This window comes from Deltaproteobacteria bacterium (genome assembly GCA_016178705.1).
Lineage (GTDB): Bacteria > Desulfobacterota > Binatia > HRBIN30 > JACQVA1 > JACOST01.
Genome location: JACOST010000002.1, coordinates 59879 through 81027 on the forward strand (window position 1 = coordinate 59879; position 21149 = coordinate 81027).

The following is a 21149-nucleotide window of genomic DNA, read 5'->3' on the forward strand; positions in this document are numbered from 1 at the left end:
GTACCCGTAGGGGCGAGGCATGCCTCGCCCTCCTCGCCCTCGTGGGGGAGCCCCGCGCGACGGGCGACGCATGCGTCGCCCCTACACTTGATTCCGACCATCCGCCACACCCCATCAGCCATCAGCGCGAAACCCCATCATCTTCAAGAACCGCACAAACAAATGATTCGCGTCGTGTGGACCGGGCGATGCCTCGGGATGGTACTGCACGGAGAACAGCGACGCGTCGGGTTTGGCGAGTCCCTCGACGGTCTGGTCGTTCAGGTTCACGTGGGTCAGCTCGGCTGTCCCCTTCAGCGACTCGATGTCGACCGCGAATCCGTGGTTCTGGCTGGTGATCTCCACCTTGTGCGTAGTAAGGTCCATCACCGGTTGATTGCCGCCGTGATGACCGAACTTGAGTTTGTACGTGCGGCCGCCGAGCGCCAGGCCGAGCATCTGATGGCCGAGGCAGATGCCGAAGATCGGCCGCTTGCCGATCAGCTCGCGCACGATGCCGGCGTACGGTCCAACGTCGGGATCACCGGGACCGTTGGAAAGGAAGATGCCGTCGGGGTTCATGCTGAGCGTTTCCGCCGCCGAGGCGGTGGCCGGCACGACGCGCACACGGCAGCCCGCGGTGACGAGATTGCGCAGGATGTTCCGCTTGATGCCGTAGTCGTAGGCGATCACGAAGGGTCCCTGGTCTCTGGTTTGTGGTCTCTGGTTAGCGTGCTGGTAGCCTTGCTCCAACGACCACGTTGACTCGTCCCATTCGTACGGCTTTGCGCAGGTGACTTCTTTCACCAAGTCGCGTCCGATCAATCCTGGCGATGCCTTCGCCTTCGCGACTAGTGCCTGCGGGTTGAGGTCGGTGGTCGACAGCACGGCTTCTTGCGCCCCGTGTTCGCGCAGCCGCCGCACTAACGCGCGCGTGTCGATGCCTTGGATCGCTGGAATCCTGTTCGCGACGAGGTACTCGCGCAAACTCTGCTGCGCGCGCCAGTTACTCGGCTGCTCCCAATACTCCTTGACGATGAAGCCTTGCAGGAACGGCCGACTCGATTCCACATCCTCGCGGTTCACCCCGACGTTGCCGATCTCCGGATACGTCATCGCGACGAGTTGCCCGCGATACGATGGATCGGTGAGGATCTCCTGATAGCCGGTCATCGAGGTATTGAAGACCACTTCGCCGACCGCTTCGCCGGCCGCGCCGAACGACTCGCCCGTAAACACCGTCCCGTCGGCGAGCGCCAACATCGCCTTCATGCGGATTTCCTCTTGCGCTCGTTGGCGGCGATGCGATGTATGACACGTCCACCGACAATGGTGGCGATGGCCTGCCCGACCATGTCCCAGCCGCCGAAGGGCGTGTTGCGACTCTTCGATTGCAGCCGCGCCGGATCCACGTGCCATTTGCGCTTGGGATCGATGATCGTCACGTCAGCCGGTGCGCCGACTGCAAGGGAGCCGCCCGGAATGCCGAGAATCCTCGCCGGATTGGTGCTCATCGCCCGCACCAACACGTCGATGCTGATGCCCGCCTCCGCGCTCATTTTGAGCGCGAGCGGAACCGCGGTTTCCAGGCCGATGATGCCGTTGAGCGCGGCGTCGAACTCGACCTCCTTCTCGTCACGATGATGGGGCGCATGATCAGTGGCGATCACGTCGAGTGTGCCATCGCGCACGCCGTCGCGCACTGCCGCGACGTCTTTCGCGGTTCGCAGGGGAGGATTCATCTTGGCGTTGGTGTTGTAACCGTCGACCGCCTCTTCCGTAAGGGTGAAGTGGTGCGGCGAGGCTTCGCCCGTCACTGCCACACCACGCGCCTTGGCCGCACGAATTAGATCGATCGATCCCGCAGCACTGACATGCGCGATGTGGACGCGGCCGCCGGTTTGCTCGGCGAGCGCGATGTCACGCGCGACCATCACGGTCTCGGCCGCCACCGGCATGCCCTTCAAACCGAGGCGGAGCGACACGGCGCCCTCATTCATCACGCCGCCATTGGCGAGGCCGCGATCCTCTTCGTGCGCGATCACCGGAATGCCGAACAGGCGCGTGTACTCCAGTGCGCGTCGCATCAGCTCGCCGTCCATGATCGGCTGGCCGTCATCCGACACCGCGACGATGCCGGCTTGGCGCATCTCACCGATTTCGGCGAGTCGCTCACCCCGTAGTCCGGCCGTCACCGCCCCGATCGGATACACGTGCACGAGATTCACGGCACGCGCGCGCTCGATGATCGACGCCGTTACCGCGCCGGCGTCGTTCACCGGATTCGTGTTCGCCATGCAGGCCACCGCCGTGAACCCGCCCGCCGCGGCCGCGCGCGATCCGCTTTCGATCGTCTCCTTGTACTCATAACCCGGTTCACGCAGGTGGACGTGCATGTCGATCAAACCCGGCAGGACCAAACAGCCGGCCGCATCGACGACCTCGCAGTCATTCGCAGCGATCGCGGCGGGCGCATCGATCGCCGCCACCACGCCGTCGCGCAGCAGCACGTCGCGTCGCGCGTTGAGCTGATTGGCCGGATCGACAACCGTGCCGCCGGTGATGAGCACGGCGTTCTTCATCCCGCCGATCTCCGCAACCGCGCCGGTTGCGCCGCTTCCAGCGGTTCGGTCGCTTCGCGACTTCGCGGCTCGATCGCTTCGCGGCTGCGATTGACGAGCAGAAAGAGCACCGCCATGCGCAGGGCGACGCCGTTGGTGACCTGGTCCATGATGACCGAATACGGACCATCGGCGACATCGCTGGCGATCTCGACGCCGCGGTTGATCGGACCGGGGTGCATGATGAGCACCTCGCGCTGCGCCAACTTCACCACCGCCTCGGTCACGCAGAAGTAGCGCGAGTACTCGTCGAGGCTGGGGAAGAAATTCGCACCCATACGCTCGTGCTGAATCCGCAAGGTCATGATCACGTCGACGCCGCGCACGCCTTCGGCCAAGTCCGACGTGATCGTCGCCCACTGGCTCAACTCGCGCGGCAGCAGCGTCGGCGGGCCAACCAAACGCACCTCGGCACCGAGCGCGCGCAGCGCATGCAGATTCGACCGCGCGACGCGGCTGTGCAGGATGTCGCCGACGATGGCGACCTTCAAGTTGTCGAGACTGCCGCGACGCTCGCGGATGGTGAGCAGATCGAGCAGGGCTTGCGTCGGATGTTCGTGCGACCCGTCGCCTGCATTGATGATCGGGCACTCGACGCGTTGGGCGAGGAAGTGCGGCGCCCCCGACGACGGATGGCGCAAGATGATGCCGTCGGGCCGCATCGCGGCGAGGTTGCGCGCGGTGTCGAGCAGCGTCTCGCCTTTGGTGACGCTGCTCGCCGCCGAACTCAGGCTGACGAAGTCGGCACTCATGCGCTTGGCTGCAATCTCGAACGACATGCGCGTGCGCGTGCTGGCTTCGTAGAACAGCGCCACGATGGTCTTGCCGCGCAGCGTCGGCACCTTCTTGATCTCGCGCTCCGAGATCTCGCGGAACGACGACGCCGTGTCGAGGATGTAAAGTAGATCGGCGCGGCTCATCCCTTCGAGTCCGAGCAGGTGACGGGCGGTGAATGTCGGCTCATTCGCCATCAATCACTCCTCCACACGCACGATGACCACCTCATCGCGTCCATCGCTTTCCACCAAGCGCACCTGCACCGACTCGTTGACGGCGGTCGGCAGGTTCTTCCCGACATAGTCGGCGCGAATCGGCAGCTCGCGATGGCCGCGATCGATGAGCACGACGAGTTGCACGTTCTGCGGCCGGCCGAAGTCGACCAGCGCATCGAGCGCCGCGCGAACGGTGCGGCCGGTGAAGAGCACGTCGTCGACCAGCAGCACGCGTCGATTGTCGATCGCAAAGCGGATGTCGGTACCCTGCACGATGGGCTGCTGGCGGCCGCGCGTCAGGTCGTCGCGGTACAGCGTGATGTCGATGATCCCGGTCGGCAATTCCGCTGATTCGATCGCCGCGATCTTCGCGCGCAGTCGCTCTACGATATGCACGCCGCGCGAACGGATGCCGATCAAGACGAGGTCGGCGGTGCCCTTGTTGTGTTCGAGGATCTCGTGCGCGATGCGGGTGAGCGCGCGATCGACGCCTTGCGCGTCCATCGCCACGCGCTCATGAGCCGCGGTCTCGTGGGTCGCCATCATTCCCACTCAGGCAAAAAAAAGCCCCCTCGCCGCGAGGAGGCCGTCACCTACAGATCCAGTTGTTGTCGTGCCCAATCATCAGATCCCTTTCTGATCTCACAGGATCAGCTTAAAGGTTTCGTATCTTCTAACCTGCGGCCGAGGGGAATGTCAATGCGCCGTGGTGCCGGGTGCTGACCGAGGACAATACCTGGTGCCACCGTCGCGCAGCCGTTGTCGCACATGACCGCACATCAGACACCTGCATACGGACTCAGTCAACGTCAGACACTCAGACGATGGCGGTACCTTTGCCCTGCAAGTGTGAACGCGATAAACCTCACGCATGCGAGTGACGACCTTCTCGCTGATCAGCGTCCTGATCTGCGGCACCAGCGGGTGTTTCTGGAAAACCTCGGTGCCCGTGCCCACGGCACAGCGCATCGTTTTGCATGGGATCGTCGATTTCAACAAGGCGCAGATCCGCCCCGATTCGATCGCGTTACTCGACGAAGCGGCCCTCATGCTGAAGGGTCGCCAGGACCTACGAATCATCGCCGAGGGGCACTCCGATTCCAAGGGTAGCGACGAGTTCAACCAAAAGTTGTCGCTGCGGCGCGCCACTGCGGTGCGTAACTATCTCGTCAGGGTGGGTGTACCGATGGATCGAATCGTGGTCGTCGGCAAGGGAGCAAGCGAGCCGATTGCGAGCAACGCGACACGCGAAGGACGGGCGCAGAATCGGCGGGTCGTGCTCCGGGTCGTTGAAGAGTAGGCGGCGCCCCAGCGCCCATTCCAGCTGCTTGGCCGAGACACTGGGCTCGCCGACGATTCGACGCGACGGTCGACGCTTCGTCAACCAAGCCCAAGCTGTCCGTGCCACCCTCTCTACGCTCGCCGTCCCCCGGGGCACCGCTATAGCTGTAGTAACGGCACAGCCGCCTTGGCGTAGGTGTGCTTCTCCTTCAGCCGCCCGTTCTCGAACTGCAGGATGTCGAGTCCTCGCCAGCCGCGAGTGACGCCGTCGCGTTCGAGCGTGCACAGCCAGCGGATCAGCGCCTTACCAGCTGCGGCATCGACAAAGAGGTCTTCCGTGCGAAAGCGGATAGTGCCGAAGTCGCCGCGGAACTGCGGGACGAAGGCCGCACGGATCGCCGCCGTGCCGCGATTCACGGTACCGTCGAACTCGTCGTAGATCGCATCGTCGGCAAAGAACGCCATGACGCCGTCGAGATCGTCGCGATTAAAGGCATCGGTGAAGCGGATCACCAGGTCGGCAAGGTCTTCGTCATTGACCATCACTCCCCCCAAACAAGACTTTGCACCAAGGATGGCCCCTCGATACGCAGCGCTTCGATACGAAGCCTTCGGCTTCTACTCAGCGCTGCTACTCGGGGAAGCGGTTGTTCTTTTCTCCGCGGTCCCCCAACATCCGTTTGCCCGAGTAGATCTTGAAGCGATCGTATCGAGGGCCGCCCCCAGATTGATGACGCTCTCTACACCGAATCCGGGGCGCGCGCGATCTGCTTCCCTTGCCGAATCGCCGCGCGCGGGCGATAACACGTCGCATGAAGGTCTTCATCAGCGTCGACATGGAAGGCATCTCGGGTTTGGTACGCTGGGCGGACGTCATCACCGCGGGCATCGACTTCGCACGCAACCGGGGGCTGATGACGCTCGATGCCAACGCCGCCATCGAAGGCGCCTTCGACGGCGGCGCCACCGCGGTCGTGGTCGAAGAGAATCACGGCGTCGAGGAATTGTGCGACTTACTGATTGACGAGATCGACGCGCGCTGTACCGTCGTCCGCGGCGCCGGGCGGCCCGCGGCAACCACGATGGCTGCGCTCGATGCCGATGTCGGCGTCGTCTTGCTCGTCGGCCATCACGCGCGCGCCGGCTCGCGTCCGGGCATCATGGCCCACACGGTCTCGTACCAACAGTTCCGCGCCGTCCGCGTCGGCGGCCGCGATTGCGGCGAGTCGGAGATCTTCACCATCCGCGCCGGCGAGCTGAGTGTGCCGGTCGGGCTCATCACCGGTGATCAGGTCGTCTGCGAGCAGTTGCGCCAGCGGGCGCCGTGGGCGGAAGCGGTGCAAGTGAAGCGCGCGTTGTCGAACGTGGCCGGCGAAGTGATCCCTCCGGTGCGCGCGCGGGAACTGATCCGCGCCGGCGCACGCCGCGCGGTCGAACGCGCCCGCGGCGGCGAGTTGCGTCCGTATCGCGACGAACCGGTGCCGTACCCGATTGAAGTCGAACTCCGCGAAGCGATCCCGTCAGCGTTGCGGGACAACCTCGCCCACCTGCCCGAATTCACCATCACCGACGAGCGCACCGTGCGCACCATCGCCGACAACATGGACCTCGGCTTCCGCCGCATCGCCTATCTCGGCTACGGCAATCAACCCGGAATGATTCGGTACTGACCGCGCGTGGTGGCTGTGCATCGAAGCGCCGCGAGCTGATGATCTCGGCGCGGAGCTGCTGAGGCCGATGATGGCCGTCTACTCGACCCGCCCGCGCAGGGCACGTGCTCTGACAGCGAAGCCCACCATCTCTTCCAGAAGCCTGGCTCCATGCACGAGGGATACAAGAACCCCGCCGCGTTAACCAGCTCACTAACCTGGCGGACGTGGGCTGGCACGAGAAGGTCGTGATTGGCGGTCGGGGTCTGAGCGAGTACGTTCCGCGCATTCGTTACACCGTCTCGGCACCCGGCATGAGCTACGGTGGTGTGAGCGCGGCGCTCCCGGAGCGCGAACGCGAAATCCTCGCGCGCGCACTTCGGGCGCGCCCCGCGGGATCTGACCCGCTGAGCATCGTTTGCTACCTCTACCTCGGTCAGCTGCCGGCCCTCTTGTTCGTGGCGGACGTCTGGCAGGAGGCACGTAGCCGCGACCGTCTTCTTCGCGCGAGCGTCGCATGCGCCGACGTGTTGGAGATGCTGAAGGCCGGCTCGTCTGAATAGGGGACCGGAGTCAGGACTAGGGCGACTGATTCCAGTCAGGGCGTTACGCGACGGCGAGTTCGAGCTGGAACCCGAAGATCTCGCTGAGCACGAGATAGAGCGCAAGCACCGCAACGACGAAGCTGGCGAGTGACGCCAGCGCGACACCGGTGAGAATCACCAACGCCAGCAGACCGCCCAGCGCACCGACCGGCCCGGCTAGGCCGGGGAGCGTGACGATCGGCCCCCACAGGCGCAGCACGCGCAACGCGTTGTCGAACCACATCTCGGGCGTGGTGCCGGCGAGCCAGTCGGTGACGGCTTCGATGATCATTGCGGGGCAACGTCGAGCGATTCGTCGGCGGTCGCCGCGGCGGTCGTGGTACCGACCGCTCCAATCGAGATGATCAGCACGCCTTCCTTGTGGCGCGGCCCACCGACCAAGAGGGTAGCGCGATTGCGCAATGTGATGACGGTATCGACGACGGGACGTGTGCCTTGGATCAACATCACACGCATCGAGACGCGTTCGTTCTTGAGGGCCTTTGGCATCACCAGCAGGTAGCGCCCACCCGGAATTTCGAATCCGATTTTACCGCCGGCCGCGACCACCTTCTGATCTTCCTTCACCAGGCGATAGGACGAGTACGGAAACAGCGTCCGTAGTTGCCGGTGAAGCGCCACCAGGCGGGGATCGAACTCTTGGCCCGAATTGCTCGCCAACACCGCGCCGATGTGCACCTCGACGGAATCCGCGGCGTACGAGGGAGTGGGAATCGCAGCGCCCGCGGCGACCGACAGCATCGCCAACAGCGGCGCCCACACGCGCGTCACGGCGGGAATCCTTCGCTGCCGTAGTCGGTGTCGTCGTTCACCCACAGTACGGTCGTATTGGTTTCGGGTTCGTTCAGCACGGCCACGTTCTCGGCGCTGCTGTCGAGCGAATCGATGATGGCCGTGTTGTCGACCGGCAACACTTCCGCAATCTGCGGGGCCTCGCTGGTGACGCTGGTGACGCTGCCGGACGACAGGGAGAACACGATCGCCGCCGTTGCCGCGGCCGCACTCAGCGCGGGGATACCGATCCAACGCGTGACGTCGTGTTCCTCGGACCACAGCCGCAAGCGCTGCGTCCAGGGAACGCGGATCGTCCCAATGCGCCGCTTGACCGCGGGCCACACTTGACTGAGATCCAGTTCGTCGACGCGAGCGCTCAGCGTCGCGGCCACGGCGTCTTGCACGCGTTCAATCTGGCGCAGTTCGCCTTCGCACTCGGCGCATCGGCTGCTGTGGAGCGCGACGGCGCGCATTTGGCGCGCTTCGAGTTCGCCATCGAAGAACAACGGGAGCAATCCGCTGACGTCACGACACGTCATCGCTGCGGCTCCCAGGGGGCGGTCGGACAGGGTGCTCGATGTCGCATGGGCCTCGCCTACAACACGTCTCGGAGTCTGCCTTGGAGCTTCTTGCGCGCGTAGTGCAAGCGGCTCATCACCGTGCCCTTCGAGCACTGCATTACGCGGCTGATCTCATCATACGAGAGGCCCTCGACTTCGCGCAGAAGTATGACGGCTTTGTGATCAGGGGTCAACTCGTTGATCGCTTGCGTGACGCGGTCGCCAACCTCGCGGGAGCGCACGTTGCGATAGGGCTCGAAGGATGGTTCGCTCGGCAAGTTGTCGCCGAGTTCGCCGCCGCCGAGGGTCGGAGTTTCAAGTGCGATCGTCGGGTGACGACGTTCACGCCGCTGGAAGTCGATGCCGAGGTTGACCACGATGCGATACAGCCAGGTGTAGAAGCTGGACTCTCCCTTGAACTTGTTGATGTTCTCGAACGCCTTGATGAAGGTCTCCTGGGTCAACTCCAACGCATCGTCGCGATTGTGGACCATGCCGAGAGCCACCGCGGCCACTTTGCGCTGATAGCGCTCCACCAGTTCGCGAAACGCGTCGGCATCTCCGGCACGACTCGCGCGAACGAGCTCATTGTCGCTACGTTCCACGCGGGCCACCTTTGCTGAGGATAGACGCGTGGCCGCAGCCTGTATTCATATGAGGGGCCGGCGACCGGCTCGCGCTGGGGCTACGCATGTGCCGCGGCCCAATGCTGGCCGCTGCCGATGTCGACGCGCAGCGGGACAGCCAACTTCATCACGCCTTCCATCTCGGTGCGAATCACCCCCTGCGCGCGTTCGAGGTCGCTTTCCGCCACCTCGAACACGAGTTCGTCGTGCACCTGCAGGATCATGGCCGCCCGCAGCCCTTCGGCGCGCAAGCGGTGGTCGAGCGCCACCATGGCCAGCTTGATGATATCGGCAGCCGATCCCTGAATCGGGGTGTTTGTGGCTGTCCGTTCGGCGGCTTGGACCACGGATCGATCGCGGCTGGCGAGATCGGGCAACGCGCGCCGTCGGCCGCACAGCGTGGTCACGTAGCCGCGCGTGCGCGCGGTCTTAACCGTCTCATCGAGATAACGGCGCACGGCGGCGTAGCGGCCGAAGTAGTTATCGATGTAGCGCTGCGCCTCGGCGAGCGGGATCGCCAACTCGTGCGCCACCCGCTGCGGTCCCATGCCGTAGATGATGCCGAAGTTGATCACCTTGGCCGCGCGCCGCATGTCGGGGGTCACCGTTCCGGGTAGCACGCTGAACATCTCGGCCGCGGTCCGCGCATGGATGTCGGCACCGGTGCGGAATGCCTCGATCAGCGCCGGATCTTGCGCCAAGTGCGCCAACACGCGCAACTCGATCTGCGAGTAGTCCGCCGCGACTAGTGCGTAGCCGGGATCGGCGATGAACGCGGCTCGGATACGCCGCCCCTCCTCGCCGCGCGCCGGAATGTTCTGCAAGTTGGGATCGCTCGAGCTGAGCCGGCCGGTGACCGCGACGGTCTGATTGAACGACGTGTGCAACCGTCCCGTCTGCGGGTTAACCGCCGCCGGCAACGCGTCGATGTATGTCGACTTCAGTTTCGACAGCGCGCGGTAGTCCAGGATCTTCGCCGGCACCGGATGGTGTTCGGCAAGGCGCGTCAGGACATCGACGTCGGTCGACAAACCGGTCTTGCCCTTACGCACACCTTTCGTCGAGAGACCGAGCCGCTCGAACAACACCGTCCGCAACTGCGGTGGTGAATTGAGATTGAACTCGCCGCCGGCGAGTTCGTAGATTTCGGCGATCAGGACCGCCAGGCGCTGCTCGAACTCCGCGCTCATCACGCTCAACGCCGCGACATCCACGCGAACGCCGCGTCGCTCCATGTCAAGCAGGACGCGCATGAGCGGCATCTCGATTTCGTGAAACAGCGAGGCCATTTCGAGTCCGTCGAGTCGAGTGCTCAACTCGGCGGCGAGCCGTGGCAACACCGCGACGCCAGCCGCGATGCTCTCGGCATCGTGGCGGAACTCGCCAAGTTTCACGTCGAGAAGGTCCAACGCCAAATCTTCGATTCGATGCGACGCCGACGGATCGATCAAGTACGATGCCACCATCGTATCGAAGCAGCGCCCGCCGACCACCATCGCCGGATCCAGTCGCAACAAATCCTGCTTGAGATCGTGACCGACTTTTTCTACCTCGCGATCGGCAAGCACGCCCGCAAGCGCGGTCCGCAGCGCGGCGGCGGATAGAGCCACCCGCGCGGGGGCGCCGTCGCCAGCATCGAGGACGATGGCTTCCGCCCGTGCTGTCGGGGAGTGGTCGTCGCCCCGCATCATGCCGACGGTCGCGAGACCGATCCGTTTCGTCTGCCCGGCGACCTCGTGCAGTGCCGCGACCTCGGCAGCCGATTCAAGCACTCGCAACGAGACGGTCGAAGGGGCAGCGCTGCTGCTGAGTTCGCGCGCCAGCGACTGAAAGCCGAGCCGCAGAAACAGCTCGCGCAGCCTCGTGGTGTCGGGGCCGTCGTAGCGGAAGTCGTCGAGCGCAGCCTCGACCGGAACATCGCGCCGCACCAGCGCAAGCGAGTGACTCAAGCGAGCGGCGTCGGTACCATCGCGCAGGAGTTGCGCGACCCGCTTCGCGTTGCGGATGCCGCTCTGCTCCACTTCGTCCAGCCGATCGAACAGATCGTCGAGGCTGCCGAACTGCTGGATCAGCGCGGTTGCGGTCTTCTCACCGATCCCTTTGACGCCGGGGATATTGTCGACGCTGTCACCCATCAGGGCCATCACGTCGACGACCTGATGCGGGGCGACGCCGAGGCGTTCGTGCACCGCGGCGACGTCGACCCAGCGGTCGCGCATCGTGTCCCACAAACGCACGTGCGGGCCAACTAGTTGCATGAGATCCTTGTCGGCCGTGATCACGACGCACTCCACATCCGTGCTGAATCGCTCGGTGAGTGTAGCGATGACATCGTCGGCCTCGACGCCTGCGATCAGCAGCGAACACAGGCCCATGGCCGCGACTACTTCGTGGACCAGCGGGATTTGCGCGGCAAGGTCATCGGGCATGCGCGGCCGGTTGGCCTTGTAAGCTTCGAACAGGGCATCGCGAAACGTCTCGCCCGGGGTATCGAACACCACCGCAATGTGCTGCGGGCTGACCTCGCGCAGCAGCTTGAGTACCATCGTGGTGAACCCATAGACCGCGTTGGTGGGCATCCCGTTCGCGCTGGTCAGCGGGGGGAGCGCGAAAAACGCGCGATAGATGTAAGAGCTGCCGTCGATCAGGAACAGTTGCGGCAAGGCGGGGGGCATAGGGACAGAGGCGGGAGTAACAAAAGGCCCCCACCAAGTCCAACCAGCGGCCCGGTACCGCGCCCTCGCAGTTGACAAAACCGGATCGACTGCATAAGAGCGCGGTGCGATTTTTTTCGCGGGACACAATTGAATGTTCCCGCGGCGAGAACGTCTCAACGCGACGAACTATGATCGAAGTCCGCAACCTCACAAAGAGGTATGGTGACATCACCGCGATCGACGACGTGTCATTCGTGGCACAGACTGGCCAGATCCTTGGCTTTCTGGGCCCCAACGGCGCGGGCAAGACGACGACGATGCGCGTCATCACCGGCTTTCTGCCCGCGACCGCGGGTACCGTGAAGGTGGCCGGCTTCGACATCTTCGAACAATCCTACGAAGTGCGGAAGCGGATCGGCTATCTGCCGGAGAACCCGCCGCTCTACTCCGACATGACGGTGACCGGCTATCTGCAGTTCGTCGGACGGATCAAAGGCATCGCCAAGCGCGAGCTGCCCGCGGCGGTCGATCGCGCGCTGCAGGTGTGCGGTCTGACCGAAGTCGCGCGACGCTTGGCGGGTCATCTCTCGAAGGGCTATCGGCAGCGCGTCGGCTTGGCGCAAGCGCTGATTCACAACCCGACGGTGTTGGTGCTCGACGAACCGACCATCGGACTCGATCCCCGACAGATCATCGACATTCGCACGTTGATCCGCGAACTCGCTCGCGACCGCACAGTAATCTTGTCGACGCACATCTTGCCCGAAGTCTCACAGATCTGTGAGAAGGTCGTGATCATCAACCGCGGCCGGATCGTGCTCGAAGACACCATGGAAAACCTGACACGCGGCGCGTCGCTCGAAGAAGTGTTCCTGCGAGCCGTGAGCACCGACACCGCTGCGAGTGCCACGCCCTCCGCGGAGGCGACCGCGTGAAAAATATTCTGACCATCGCCGCCAAGGAGCTGCGCTCGTACTTCGTGTCACCGGTCGCGTACGTGGTGCTGACCGGTTTTCTCCTGCTTGGCGGGTGGTTCTTCTTCAATCTGCTGGCGCGCTTCAACTTCCTGCTCAGCCTCTACACCAGCATGAAGAACCCCGAAGCGGTGACGCGACTCAACCTCAACGACTTCGTCATCGCCCCGTTGCTGCACAATCTCTCGGTGGTGCTGGTGATCCTGGTGCCGGTGATTACCATGCGCAGCTTCGCCGAAGAGAAGCGCAGCGGCACTTACGAGCTGTTGATGACCTCGCCGCTGTCGATCACCGCCATCGTATTCGGAAAGTTCCTCGGCGCCTTTGTGTTCGCGCTGATCATGGTGCTGCTCACCGGCGTCTATCCGCTGATCCTGCTGCTCTACGGCAACCCGGAGATCGGCATCATCGCGTCGGGCTATCTCGGGCTGTTGCTGCTGGCAACCGCGTTCATCTCCGTCGGGCTGCTGACCTCGTCGTTCACCGAGAACCAAATCATCGCCGCCGTCAGTTGTCTGGTCACCCTGCTGTTGCTCTACATCATCTCGTGGCCGGCCGACACATCGGGTGAGGTGATGGGCGCGGTGCTGCGCTACCTCTCGCTGACTGAGCACTTCGGCGAGATGGTCAAAGGCGTGATCGATACCAAGGATGTGACGTACTTCCTCAGCGTGATCGTCCTGTCGCTCTTCCTCGCCCATCGTTCCGTCGAGTCGATCCGCTGGAGATAGTCGTGCGGCGTTCCAACGGACTCCTCGGTCTGATCGGCATCATCCTGCTGTTGTTCGCGGGGGTGGCGGCTTTTCTGACGCGCGGCCGCAGCCCGTTCGACTTGCTCTACATCGGCTCGCACGGGTTGGTCGGGCTGTTCGCCTTGATCGCCTACTTGAGCTCCGGCCTCGATAACCTGCGCGAGTTCGTCGGCGAACGCTCGACCAAGTACGGGGCCAACACCATCGTGTCGTCGCTGCTGTTCATCGTCATCCTCGTCGCGGTGAATTACATCCTGGCGCGCAACCACCACAAATTCGATCTCACCGAGGCGCACGTGTTCAGCTTGTCGCCGCAGTCGATCAGCGTGGTGAAGAATCTGCAGAACGATCTCGCTATTCAAGCCTTCGTTGAAGGCGGCATCAATCCCGAATTGCGAGACTTGCTCACCAGCTATGCGGACCAATCGTCGAAGATCAAGTTCGAAATGATCGATCCCGATCGCCAGCCGGAGCAAGCGGAGAAGTACAAGGTCAGTGCCTACAATACGATCCGACTCGAGTACGGCAACGAGACCACGACGATCTCGCAGCCCAACGAGGAGAACCTCACCAACGCGATCATCAAGGTCACCCGCACGACGCACAAGACCGTGTGCATGATCGAAGGGCACGGCGAACCGGACATCGACAACGCGGAAGATGCCAAGGGCTTCTCCGCGTTGAAGGCCGATCTGGCGAACGAGAACTACGAAGTCACCAAGACGCTGCTGGCAACCATCGACAAGATGCCGGACGACTGCTCCGTGGTCGTAGTGGTCGCCACGGCGCGGCCGTACACCGACCATGAGATCGACGCGATCGGCGCCTACCTCAAGAAGGGTGGCCGCGTACTGTTCATGATTCCCCCGCGCATCAACAATCAGTTCGCCGCGCTGCTCGGCGAATGGGGCCTGAAGCTCGGCAACGATGTCGTTGTCGATCAAGTGGTGCGCTTGTTCCAAGGTCCTGCCCTCGGTCTCGCACCGCTCGCCAACACCTACGCGGCGCATGACATCACCAAGGACTTCAAGCAGCGCACGATCTTCCCGATGGCCCGCTCGGTGCAGATGGACGCCGCCGGCAAAAAGGGTCTCGTGGTCACTGAGCTGGTGAAGACCAGTCCGTCGAGCTGGGCGGAAAGCGACCTCGAAGCCCTGTTCCAGCGCAGCGAGGCCAGCCTCGATCCGGCAACCGATCGCAAAGGCCCCGTGTCCGTCGCCGCTGTGGTCGACGGCAAGCTCAAGGAAATGGGCATCGGCGAGGGTGAATCCCGCGTGGCGGTGTTCGGCAGCGTCGAGTTCGCCGACAACCGCAACATCGAAGGCACGTACTACAATCGCGACCTGTTGCTGAACACGATCGACTGGCTGGTTGGCCAGAGCGACCTGGTCTCCGTGCGCACCAAGACGATCCGCGCCTCGCGCGTCCAGTTCACGCAAGATCAGGGCACCGTGATTTTCTATCTCTCCGTGTTGGTCATCCCCGAACTCCTGCTGATGGCCGGCTTAGTCGTCTGGTGGCGCCGCGAGTAGCGGCCCGCCCACACGGCGCGCGGCCATGCGCTTTCGCACCACGCTGATCCTTCTCCTCGTCGCCGCCGGACTCGGCGCCTACGTGTACTTCGTCGAATTCGAAAAGGCGGCACAGGAAGCGAAGAAGAAGACAGTCTTCGAGTTCAAAGCGGACGATGCCACCGCAGTCAGCCTCACCTATTTCGATCACGCCATTGAGCTGACGAAGAGCGACGCCGGTTGGCGAATCACCAAGCCGATCGACGTGGCAGCCGACGACACCGCGGCCAAAAATCTCGTCACCGCGATCGCCGAGTGCGAACTGAAGAAGGAACTCGAAAATCCCCAGACCGATCTCTCCGTCTACGCCCTCGACAAACCGTTCGTCACCGTCAAGGTCAAGCTGAAGGACAAGGACTTACCCGCCATTCTGGTCGGCAAGAACACTCCCGTCGGTTTTTTCACCTACATCAGCCGCGACGACGACAAGAAGGTTCTGTTGACCAGCTCCGCTTTCCGCTCGGGGATGGACAAGCAGGTCAAGGATCTCCGCGACAAGGCCATCCTCGCGTTCGCCGACGACGACGTGCGCAAAGTCTCGATCGTCAGCGAGCATCAGAATCTCCAACTCGCGAAGAAAGACGACACGTGGACGATCGAGCGGCCCGCCACCTACCCGGCTGATCCGGCGACGATCCGCACCTTGCTCTCGACGTTGAAGTCGATGCGCGCGGTCGATTTTCCGACCGAGAGCGCCGAGGATCTCGCGGCCTACGGCCTCGACACGCCGCGCCTGGTGGTCGCGCTCACGTTGGCGAAGAACGACAGCGAAATCGCCTTGCTCGTCGGCAAGGAGAACGACAAGAAGGAGATCTTCGTCAAGGCGAGCACGCGGCCGACGATCTACACCGTCAGCGAGTGGGTGTTCAAAGATCTCAACAAGGAGCTGAAGGACTTCCGCGACAAGACCGTACTCGCTTTCGACAAGGATGCCGTACGCGCCGTCGACATCAAGCGCGCTGACGGCGCCGTGATCAAGCTCGCGCGTGGCGACGACCAGAAGTGGCGAGTCGACGGTGCCGCTGACGCCAAGCCGTTGGAGACGGCGATCACGCAGTACCTCAGCGACCTACACGACCTGAAGGGTTTCGACATTGTAGCCGACAAGCCCGGTAATCGGGCCGACTTCGGGCTCGAACCACCGCTGCTCTCGATTGCGCTGCGCGGCGCCAACGATGCCGCGCTGGGCGGCGTCCTGATCGGCCGGCGCCAACCGGAACCGAACAAGTCCGAGTACACTGCGATGGCGCAGGGCACCGACACGGTCTTCTTGGTGCGCGACTACGTCTTCACGCGGCTCGACAAGCAGCAGAAAGACTTCATCGAGCAGCCGACACCGGTCACCTCGCCCTCACCCGCTCTCCAAACTCAAGAGCACGAAGAAGACGACGACGAAGGCGAACCGCCCGCCGCTGACGAACACTTCGGGGCTGAAGACTGAAGTCGTGAGTCGTGGCTCGTGACTCGTGAGTCTCACACGAGCAGCGGCTTCAGCGCAACCAGCAGCGCCTCGCATTCTTCATCCGTGCCGACCGTGATGCGTAGGGCATCGCGCAGGTCGGGGGTATCAAAGTAGCGCACCAGCACACCCTGCTCCTTCAGCGCGCGCTGGATGTCACCCATGTTGCGTCCCGGCCGCCGCGCCAGAATGAAATTGGCCTGACTCGGTAACACCTGCAGACCGAGCGCGCGCAGGCGCTCGCTCAGGGCCGCGCGAGTCGTGCGGATACGCGTGACGTTGCGCTGCATCCACGCGAGGTCTTCGAGCGCCGCCGTCGCGGCGACCAAACTCAACCGGCTCAGGTTGTACGAGTCCTTCACCTTGTTCAGCTCTTCAATGACCGCAGCGCTGCCGAACCCAAGCCCGATGCGCATGCCGGCCAGCGAGAACGACTTCGAGAACGTCCGCAGCACGACGACGTTCGGACAGCGTTGCACGAGTGGCAGCGCGGTGGCGTCGGCAAAGTCCACGTACGCTTCGTCCACCACCAACAAGCCGGACAACGCTCGCGCCAACTCTTCGATGACCGCCACCGGGGTCACGGTTCCCGACGGCGCGTTGGGATTGCAGACGAAGGTCACCCGGCCATCGAGCTGACGCAGCGCGGCGACGGGCAGCGTGAAGTCGGCGGGAAACGGCACGTGCGCCGCCTCGGCATCCTGAATGGCGACCAACGTGTCGTAGAGGCTATACGTCGGCATCGGGTACACGACGCGATCGCCGGCGCTGGCGCACGCGCGCACGATTAGCGCGAGCAAATCGTCCGAACCGTTGCCGGCGATGATCTGCTCCGGTGCGAAGCCATAGACCTCACCGGCCTTGCGGCGCAGTTCGGTGGCGACCGGGTCGGGGTAGAGCCGCAGATCGTCGATCACCGCGGCGCGCACCGCCTCGATCACACGCGGCGACGGCGGGTAGGGATTCTCGTTGGTGTTCAACTTCACGTAGCGGCGATCGCGCGGCTGCTCGCCCGGCACGTAGCCGTGCAGCGCGCGAATGCCGGGGCGAACGAACCGCTGGGCGTCTCCTCTCATGGCGGCTCTGTGTACCTATCTTTCCACGCGTCTGCCAGCGTCGCGATTCGACGAGCGGAAAAAGGACTTCACTACAGAGGCACCGAGTCACAGAGAAGGCCACCAAAATGCTCTGAACTAACCCCAATGTGACAACAGATCGGTGGGCAAATCTGGGAGGGCGAGCCTTCCGCCGAGCCGCTGGCGCGGCGATGGTGCGGCGGCTCGGCGGAAGCCTCGCCCTCCCAAAACCTCATTCTCGATGACGTTAGGAATGGCACATTGATGCGTTGCCTGAGCGCGCAACTGGTGCGAGCAAACGTGACCCTAGCGCAATGTTTTGTCACATCAGGCAACCGTTAGGATCGCCTCCCTCATCGACCCTCTCAGCGCCTCCGCGTCTCTGTGGTGATGCTTCTTCTCTCAGACCTGAAACTGTTCGTCGAACAGCGCCTGGTTGCGGCCGTAGATCTGTTGACCGCCGGCGACGTAGAGCACTTCGCCGGTGATGAAGCCGGCTGCCGGTGAGGCGAGGAAGACGACCGCGTACGCAACTTCCTCACGCGTCCCGAAGCGCGGGATGGGCAAGCCTTCGCACATCTTGTCGATCGCGGGATCGTACGTCTGCTTGAACGCTTCGGTTTGAATCGGACCGGGGGCGACGCAGTTGAGACGGATCTTCGGCCCCCATTCGATCGCGAGAGTTTTCGTCAGTTCGAGCACCCCGGCGCGTGCCGCCCCCGTGTGCGCGATGCCGGGAAAGCCGCGGCCGGTGACGGCGGTGATGTTGATGATGCTGCCGCCCTGCCCCGCCAGCATCTGTGCGCCGAACACTTGCGTCATGTTCCACGTGCCGGTCAGGTTGGTTTCGATCACCGCGCTCCAACCTTTCGGCGAGAAGTCGCGAGCGGCTTGTGCGAACTGACCGCCGGCATTGTTGATCAAGATATCGATTGCACCGAAACGCTGCTGCGCCTGCTCCGCGAGCGCCTCGACCGCGGCGCGTTCGCGGATGTTGACGACACAGGTCTCGACGCGGCGGCCCGTCGTTGCGCGAATCTCCGCCGCGGCGGCATCGAGGACCTCGATGCGACGCGCCGCTAGCATCAAGTCCGCACCGGCTTCGGCGAGCGTCTGCGCGATCACACGCCCAAGACCAGTCCCGCCGCCAGTCACCAACGCCACCTGCCCCTTGAGCAGATCGGGCACGAACACCCGCTTCGGGATCGGTGGAGTTTCAACTAAGCCCGCGCGCATTCCTCGCTTACCTCATCCGAACGGTTGGGACGAAGAAAAGAACTCAACGCAAAGTCGCGAAGGCGCAAAGACGCAAGGGGCTCTGAGACATGCACTCTCCTCACAGGAATCTCGCTTTGCGCCTTCGCGTCTTTGCGACTTTGCGTTGAAGCAGTTTCCCATCAGCGATCCGAGTATCCGTCCAGCTTGGCGATGATCTGCAGCATCACTTCATCCGCACCGCCGCCGATGCTGAGCAAGCGGGCGTCGCGCCAGTAGCGCGAGACCAGGAACTCATCCATGTATCCGTAGCCGCCGTGAAACTGCACGCACCAATCGGCGACCTTGCGCGCCAGGCGTCCGGCGACCAGCTTCGCCATCGAGGTCTCGCGCGTCGATTCTTCGCCGGCCACCATCATGCGCACGCAGTGATAGTTCAGCTGCCGCAGCATCTCGATCTCGGTCTGCAACTCGGCGAGCGTGAATTGCACATGCTGCTTCGCCGCCAGCGGCTTGCCAAAAATCTTGCGGTCCTTCGTGTACCGCAGCGTGCGTTCGAGCATCGCCTGCGCCGCCGCGGCGGCAGAGAGCGACGCCACCATGCGTTCCTTTTGGAACTGTTTCATTTGGTAGATGAAGCCCATGCCTTCATCACCGATGCGGTTGGCGACCGGCACGCGGCAGTCTTCGAACAGCAACTCCGCCGTGTCGGACGAGTGATTGCCGACCTTCTCCAACTTCTTGGCGACGCTGAAGCCGGGCGTGGTGGTTGGCACGACGATCAAGCTGAAGCCATGATGGCCGGCCGACGGATCGGTCTTCACCAGCGTGGTGATGTAGTCCGCCTGCGTGCCGTTGGTGATGAAGATCTTGCTGCCGTTGATGACGTAGAAGTCGCCATCGCGGCGCGCGCTGGTTTGGATCGCGAACACGTCCGACCCGGCGCACGGCTCGCTGACGCCGATCGCACCGACCGCTTCGCCTTTGATCGACGGCACCAGCCAACGCTGCTTGAGCTCTTCGCTTCCGAACTCATGCAGTGCGGGCGTACACATGTCCGTCTGCACCATGATGGCCATCGGGATGCCGTTGCACTGACACGAGTACCCCGTGGCTTCGCAGTACGCAGCCGTCCACCAGTAATCGAGCCCCGCCCCGCCATACTTCTCGTCGTAGTTGATGCCGAGCATGCCGAGCTCACCGCAGCGTTTGAAGATCCGATGCGCCGGAAAGATGCGCGCCTTCTCCCACTCATCGACGTGCGGGTTGACCTCGTTCTCGAAGAAATCCCGAATGGTTTTTTGAAACGCTCGCTGCTCCTGGCTGTAGTACTCCATGCGTCGCCTCTGCCTCTTGGCTGACACACTTCCGGCGAGGTGACAAGGCTGCGAAATGGAGACAGGCGCGCTGCCACGACCTGGAAGACAGTTGCGCGGCGAAAGGGGGCCAGCGTCGAGTGTAGCGGCGTGCTTACGGCTCGGCACTTAGCGGGCGCACTGGTCTTTTGAGAGACACAACGAAGATCATGCAAGTCCGTTCGAGCGATGGTTAGGCTCCCGGTTTCCTGGTGCGCGCAGTCTTGGCGCCGCTCTTCTTGCCGCGCTTTGCCCGCCGACCCTTGTAGGTCTCGAAGCGATCACGGAGCACGAACACGTAGTCAAGAATCGCCTCGGAAAAATCTACCAAGTCCTCGGCGTCTTCGTGGCTGATGCGAGCGTTCATGTCGTGGGCGGCGAGATTGCCATCATCCCGTAGCGCGCTTGCCCATTCGAAAAGCCTGTCGTCGATGACGTTCTTCTTGTGCAGTTCCTTGAGACTAGTGGAGAGATTCCGAACCGTCCCGAGGTGATGCGCGCAGATGCCCTCGAGCGTCCGGCGACACATAAGCGCAGTCGCGAGGTAGTGGCCAGATTCTTGACATCGGATGGCCTCCCTGAAGGAGCGTCGGAGTTCATTTGGAATTTGGGAGCTCAGCCGTCGAATCGGAGGATACAGGCGCTTCGGGGAGTCCCACGGTTGTCCTTCTTCTGGGCGCCATTGATAGATGAGCAGCGGCGTCTCGCATGAAGGACATTTGAGGAACGCGTAGCGAACGTCGAACTCGACCTCGTTGTCGAACCCGATGAAGTTAGCCAATTCGTCCGCATTGACGCGCGCCTTGCAGCGAATGCACTCAACGAGCATGGGAGCATCCCTCTTGGCCGAAGGGATCCCGGAAGCCTAACGAGCTTGTAGAAAAACCATTTGGCCGCATGGCCTCCGTCTCGGGAGGCGCTGATCGTGGATTGGGTGAATCATTCGCTGTGGTCGGTCGGTCTGTTTCCGACGTGGCGTCGTGCTTGGCTGCGGATCGTCCGG

The 21149-nt window shown here is 63.2% G+C and carries 21 protein-coding genes; 7 read left to right on the forward strand and 14 right to left on the reverse strand.

Features of this window, described 5'->3' with window-relative positions; all coding sequences use genetic code 11:
• Positions 1-114: 114 nt before the first annotated feature.
• The 4 genes from carA to pyrR are packed head-to-tail and all read right to left on the reverse strand — an operon-like array spanning position 115 to position 4135.
• Positions 115-1251, reverse strand: coding sequence for a glutamine-hydrolyzing carbamoyl-phosphate synthase small subunit (carA, locus tag HYR72_01020; protein ID MBI1813537.1), 1137 nt, complete (start codon positions 1249-1251; stop codon positions 115-117).
• Entirely contained in the window at positions 1248-2561 is a 1314-nt protein-coding gene (locus HYR72_01025; protein MBI1813538.1) for a dihydroorotase, read from the reverse strand. Before HYR72_01025 ends, carA begins: the two co-directional genes overlap by 4 nt.
• Positions 2558-3571, reverse strand: a complete 1014-nt coding sequence (locus HYR72_01030) for an aspartate carbamoyltransferase catalytic subunit (protein ID MBI1813539.1) — start codon at positions 3569-3571, stop codon at positions 2558-2560. The genes HYR72_01025 and HYR72_01030 overlap by 4 nt, the downstream gene beginning before the upstream one ends.
• Before the next feature lie 3 nt (positions 3572-3574).
• A complete protein-coding gene (gene pyrR, locus HYR72_01035; GenBank protein MBI1813540.1) occupies positions 3575-4135 on the reverse strand; it encodes a bifunctional pyr operon transcriptional regulator/uracil phosphoribosyltransferase PyrR in 561 nt (186 codons plus the stop codon).
• 328 nt (positions 4136-4463) lie between these two features.
• Between pyrR and HYR72_01040 the strand changes: the two genes are divergently transcribed.
• Positions 4464-4892, forward strand: a complete 429-nt coding sequence (locus HYR72_01040) for an OmpA family protein (GenBank protein MBI1813541.1) — start codon at positions 4464-4466, stop codon at positions 4890-4892.
• Between the two features lie 140 nt (positions 4893-5032).
• On the opposite strand, the gene HYR72_01045 is transcribed toward HYR72_01040, so the two are convergent.
• Positions 5033-5416, reverse strand: a complete 384-nt coding sequence (locus tag HYR72_01045) for a nuclear transport factor 2 family protein (GenBank protein MBI1813542.1) — start codon at positions 5414-5416, stop codon at positions 5033-5035.
• Between the two features lie 269 nt (positions 5417-5685).
• On the opposite strand from HYR72_01045, the gene HYR72_01050 reads away from it, so the two are divergent.
• A complete protein-coding gene (locus HYR72_01050; GenBank protein ID MBI1813543.1) occupies positions 5686-6543 on the forward strand; it encodes a M55 family metallopeptidase in 858 nt (285 codons plus the stop codon).
• A gap of 206 nt (positions 6544-6749) precedes the next feature.
• Entirely contained in the window at positions 6750-7085 is a 336-nt protein-coding gene (locus HYR72_01055) for a hypothetical protein (GenBank protein MBI1813544.1), read from the forward strand.
• 43 nt (positions 7086-7128) lie between these two features.
• Here HYR72_01055 and HYR72_01060 read toward each other — a convergent pair whose 3' ends face one another.
• From HYR72_01060 to polA, 5 genes are all read right to left on the reverse strand, one after another.
• Positions 7129-7398 carry a hypothetical protein gene (locus HYR72_01060; GenBank protein MBI1813545.1) on the reverse strand — a complete coding sequence of 90 codons (270 nt, stop codon included), beginning with the start codon at positions 7396-7398 and terminating at the stop codon, positions 7129-7131.
• Complete coding sequence (locus HYR72_01065; protein ID MBI1813546.1) at positions 7395-7898, reverse strand: hypothetical protein; 504 nt, start codon at positions 7896-7898, stop codon at positions 7395-7397. Before HYR72_01065 ends, HYR72_01060 begins: the two co-directional genes overlap by 4 nt.
• The gene (locus HYR72_01070; protein MBI1813547.1) at positions 7895-8440 is read right to left on the reverse strand and encodes a zf-HC2 domain-containing protein; all 546 of its coding nucleotides are present in this window, start codon (positions 8438-8440) and stop codon (positions 7895-7897) included. The genes HYR72_01065 and HYR72_01070 overlap by 4 nt, the downstream gene beginning before the upstream one ends.
• 56 nt (positions 8441-8496) lie before the next feature.
• Entirely contained in the window at positions 8497-9066 is a 570-nt protein-coding gene (locus HYR72_01075) for a sigma-70 family RNA polymerase sigma factor (GenBank protein MBI1813548.1), read from the reverse strand.
• A gap of 80 nt (positions 9067-9146) precedes the next feature.
• Positions 9147-11762 (reverse strand): DNA polymerase I, encoded by a 2616-nt coding sequence (gene polA / locus HYR72_01080; protein MBI1813549.1) that lies wholly within the window; start codon positions 11760-11762, stop codon positions 9147-9149.
• A 170-nt stretch (positions 11763-11932) separates the two neighbouring features.
• Between polA and HYR72_01085 the strand changes: the two genes are divergently transcribed.
• The 4 genes from HYR72_01085 to HYR72_01100 are packed head-to-tail and all read left to right on the forward strand — an operon-like array spanning position 11933 to position 16482.
• A complete protein-coding gene (locus tag HYR72_01085) occupies positions 11933-12679 on the forward strand; it encodes an ATP-binding cassette domain-containing protein (GenBank protein MBI1813550.1) in 747 nt (248 codons plus the stop codon).
• Positions 12676-13449 carry an ABC transporter permease gene (locus HYR72_01090; protein MBI1813551.1) on the forward strand — a complete coding sequence of 258 codons (774 nt, stop codon included), beginning with the start codon at positions 12676-12678 and terminating at the stop codon, positions 13447-13449. Before HYR72_01085 ends, HYR72_01090 begins: the two co-directional genes overlap by 4 nt.
• A 2-nt stretch (positions 13450-13451) precedes the next feature.
• Positions 13452-15002, forward strand: coding sequence for a GldG family protein (locus tag HYR72_01095; protein MBI1813552.1), 1551 nt, complete (start codon positions 13452-13454; stop codon positions 15000-15002).
• Between the two features lie 25 nt (positions 15003-15027).
• A complete protein-coding gene (locus HYR72_01100; protein MBI1813553.1) occupies positions 15028-16482 on the forward strand; it encodes a DUF4340 domain-containing protein in 1455 nt (484 codons plus the stop codon).
• A 32-nt stretch (positions 16483-16514) separates the two neighbouring features.
• On the opposite strand, the gene HYR72_01105 is transcribed toward HYR72_01100, so the two are convergent.
• The 4 genes from HYR72_01105 to HYR72_01120 all read right to left on the reverse strand — a co-directional run bounded on the left by HYR72_01105 (position 16515) and on the right by HYR72_01120 (position 20975).
• Complete coding sequence (locus HYR72_01105; protein MBI1813554.1) at positions 16515-17576, reverse strand: histidinol-phosphate transaminase; 1062 nt, start codon at positions 17574-17576, stop codon at positions 16515-16517.
• A 402-nt stretch (positions 17577-17978) separates the two neighbouring features.
• A complete protein-coding gene (locus tag HYR72_01110; protein MBI1813555.1) occupies positions 17979-18812 on the reverse strand; it encodes an SDR family oxidoreductase in 834 nt (277 codons plus the stop codon).
• 161 nt (positions 18813-18973) lie between these two features.
• Positions 18974-20128 carry an acyl-CoA dehydrogenase family protein gene (locus HYR72_01115; GenBank protein MBI1813556.1) on the reverse strand — a complete coding sequence of 385 codons (1155 nt, stop codon included), beginning with the start codon at positions 20126-20128 and terminating at the stop codon, positions 18974-18976.
• A gap of 211 nt (positions 20129-20339) precedes the next feature.
• Positions 20340-20975, reverse strand: a complete 636-nt coding sequence (locus HYR72_01120; GenBank protein MBI1813557.1) for a DUF4145 domain-containing protein — start codon at positions 20973-20975, stop codon at positions 20340-20342.
• Positions 20976-21149 lie beyond the last annotated feature (174 nt).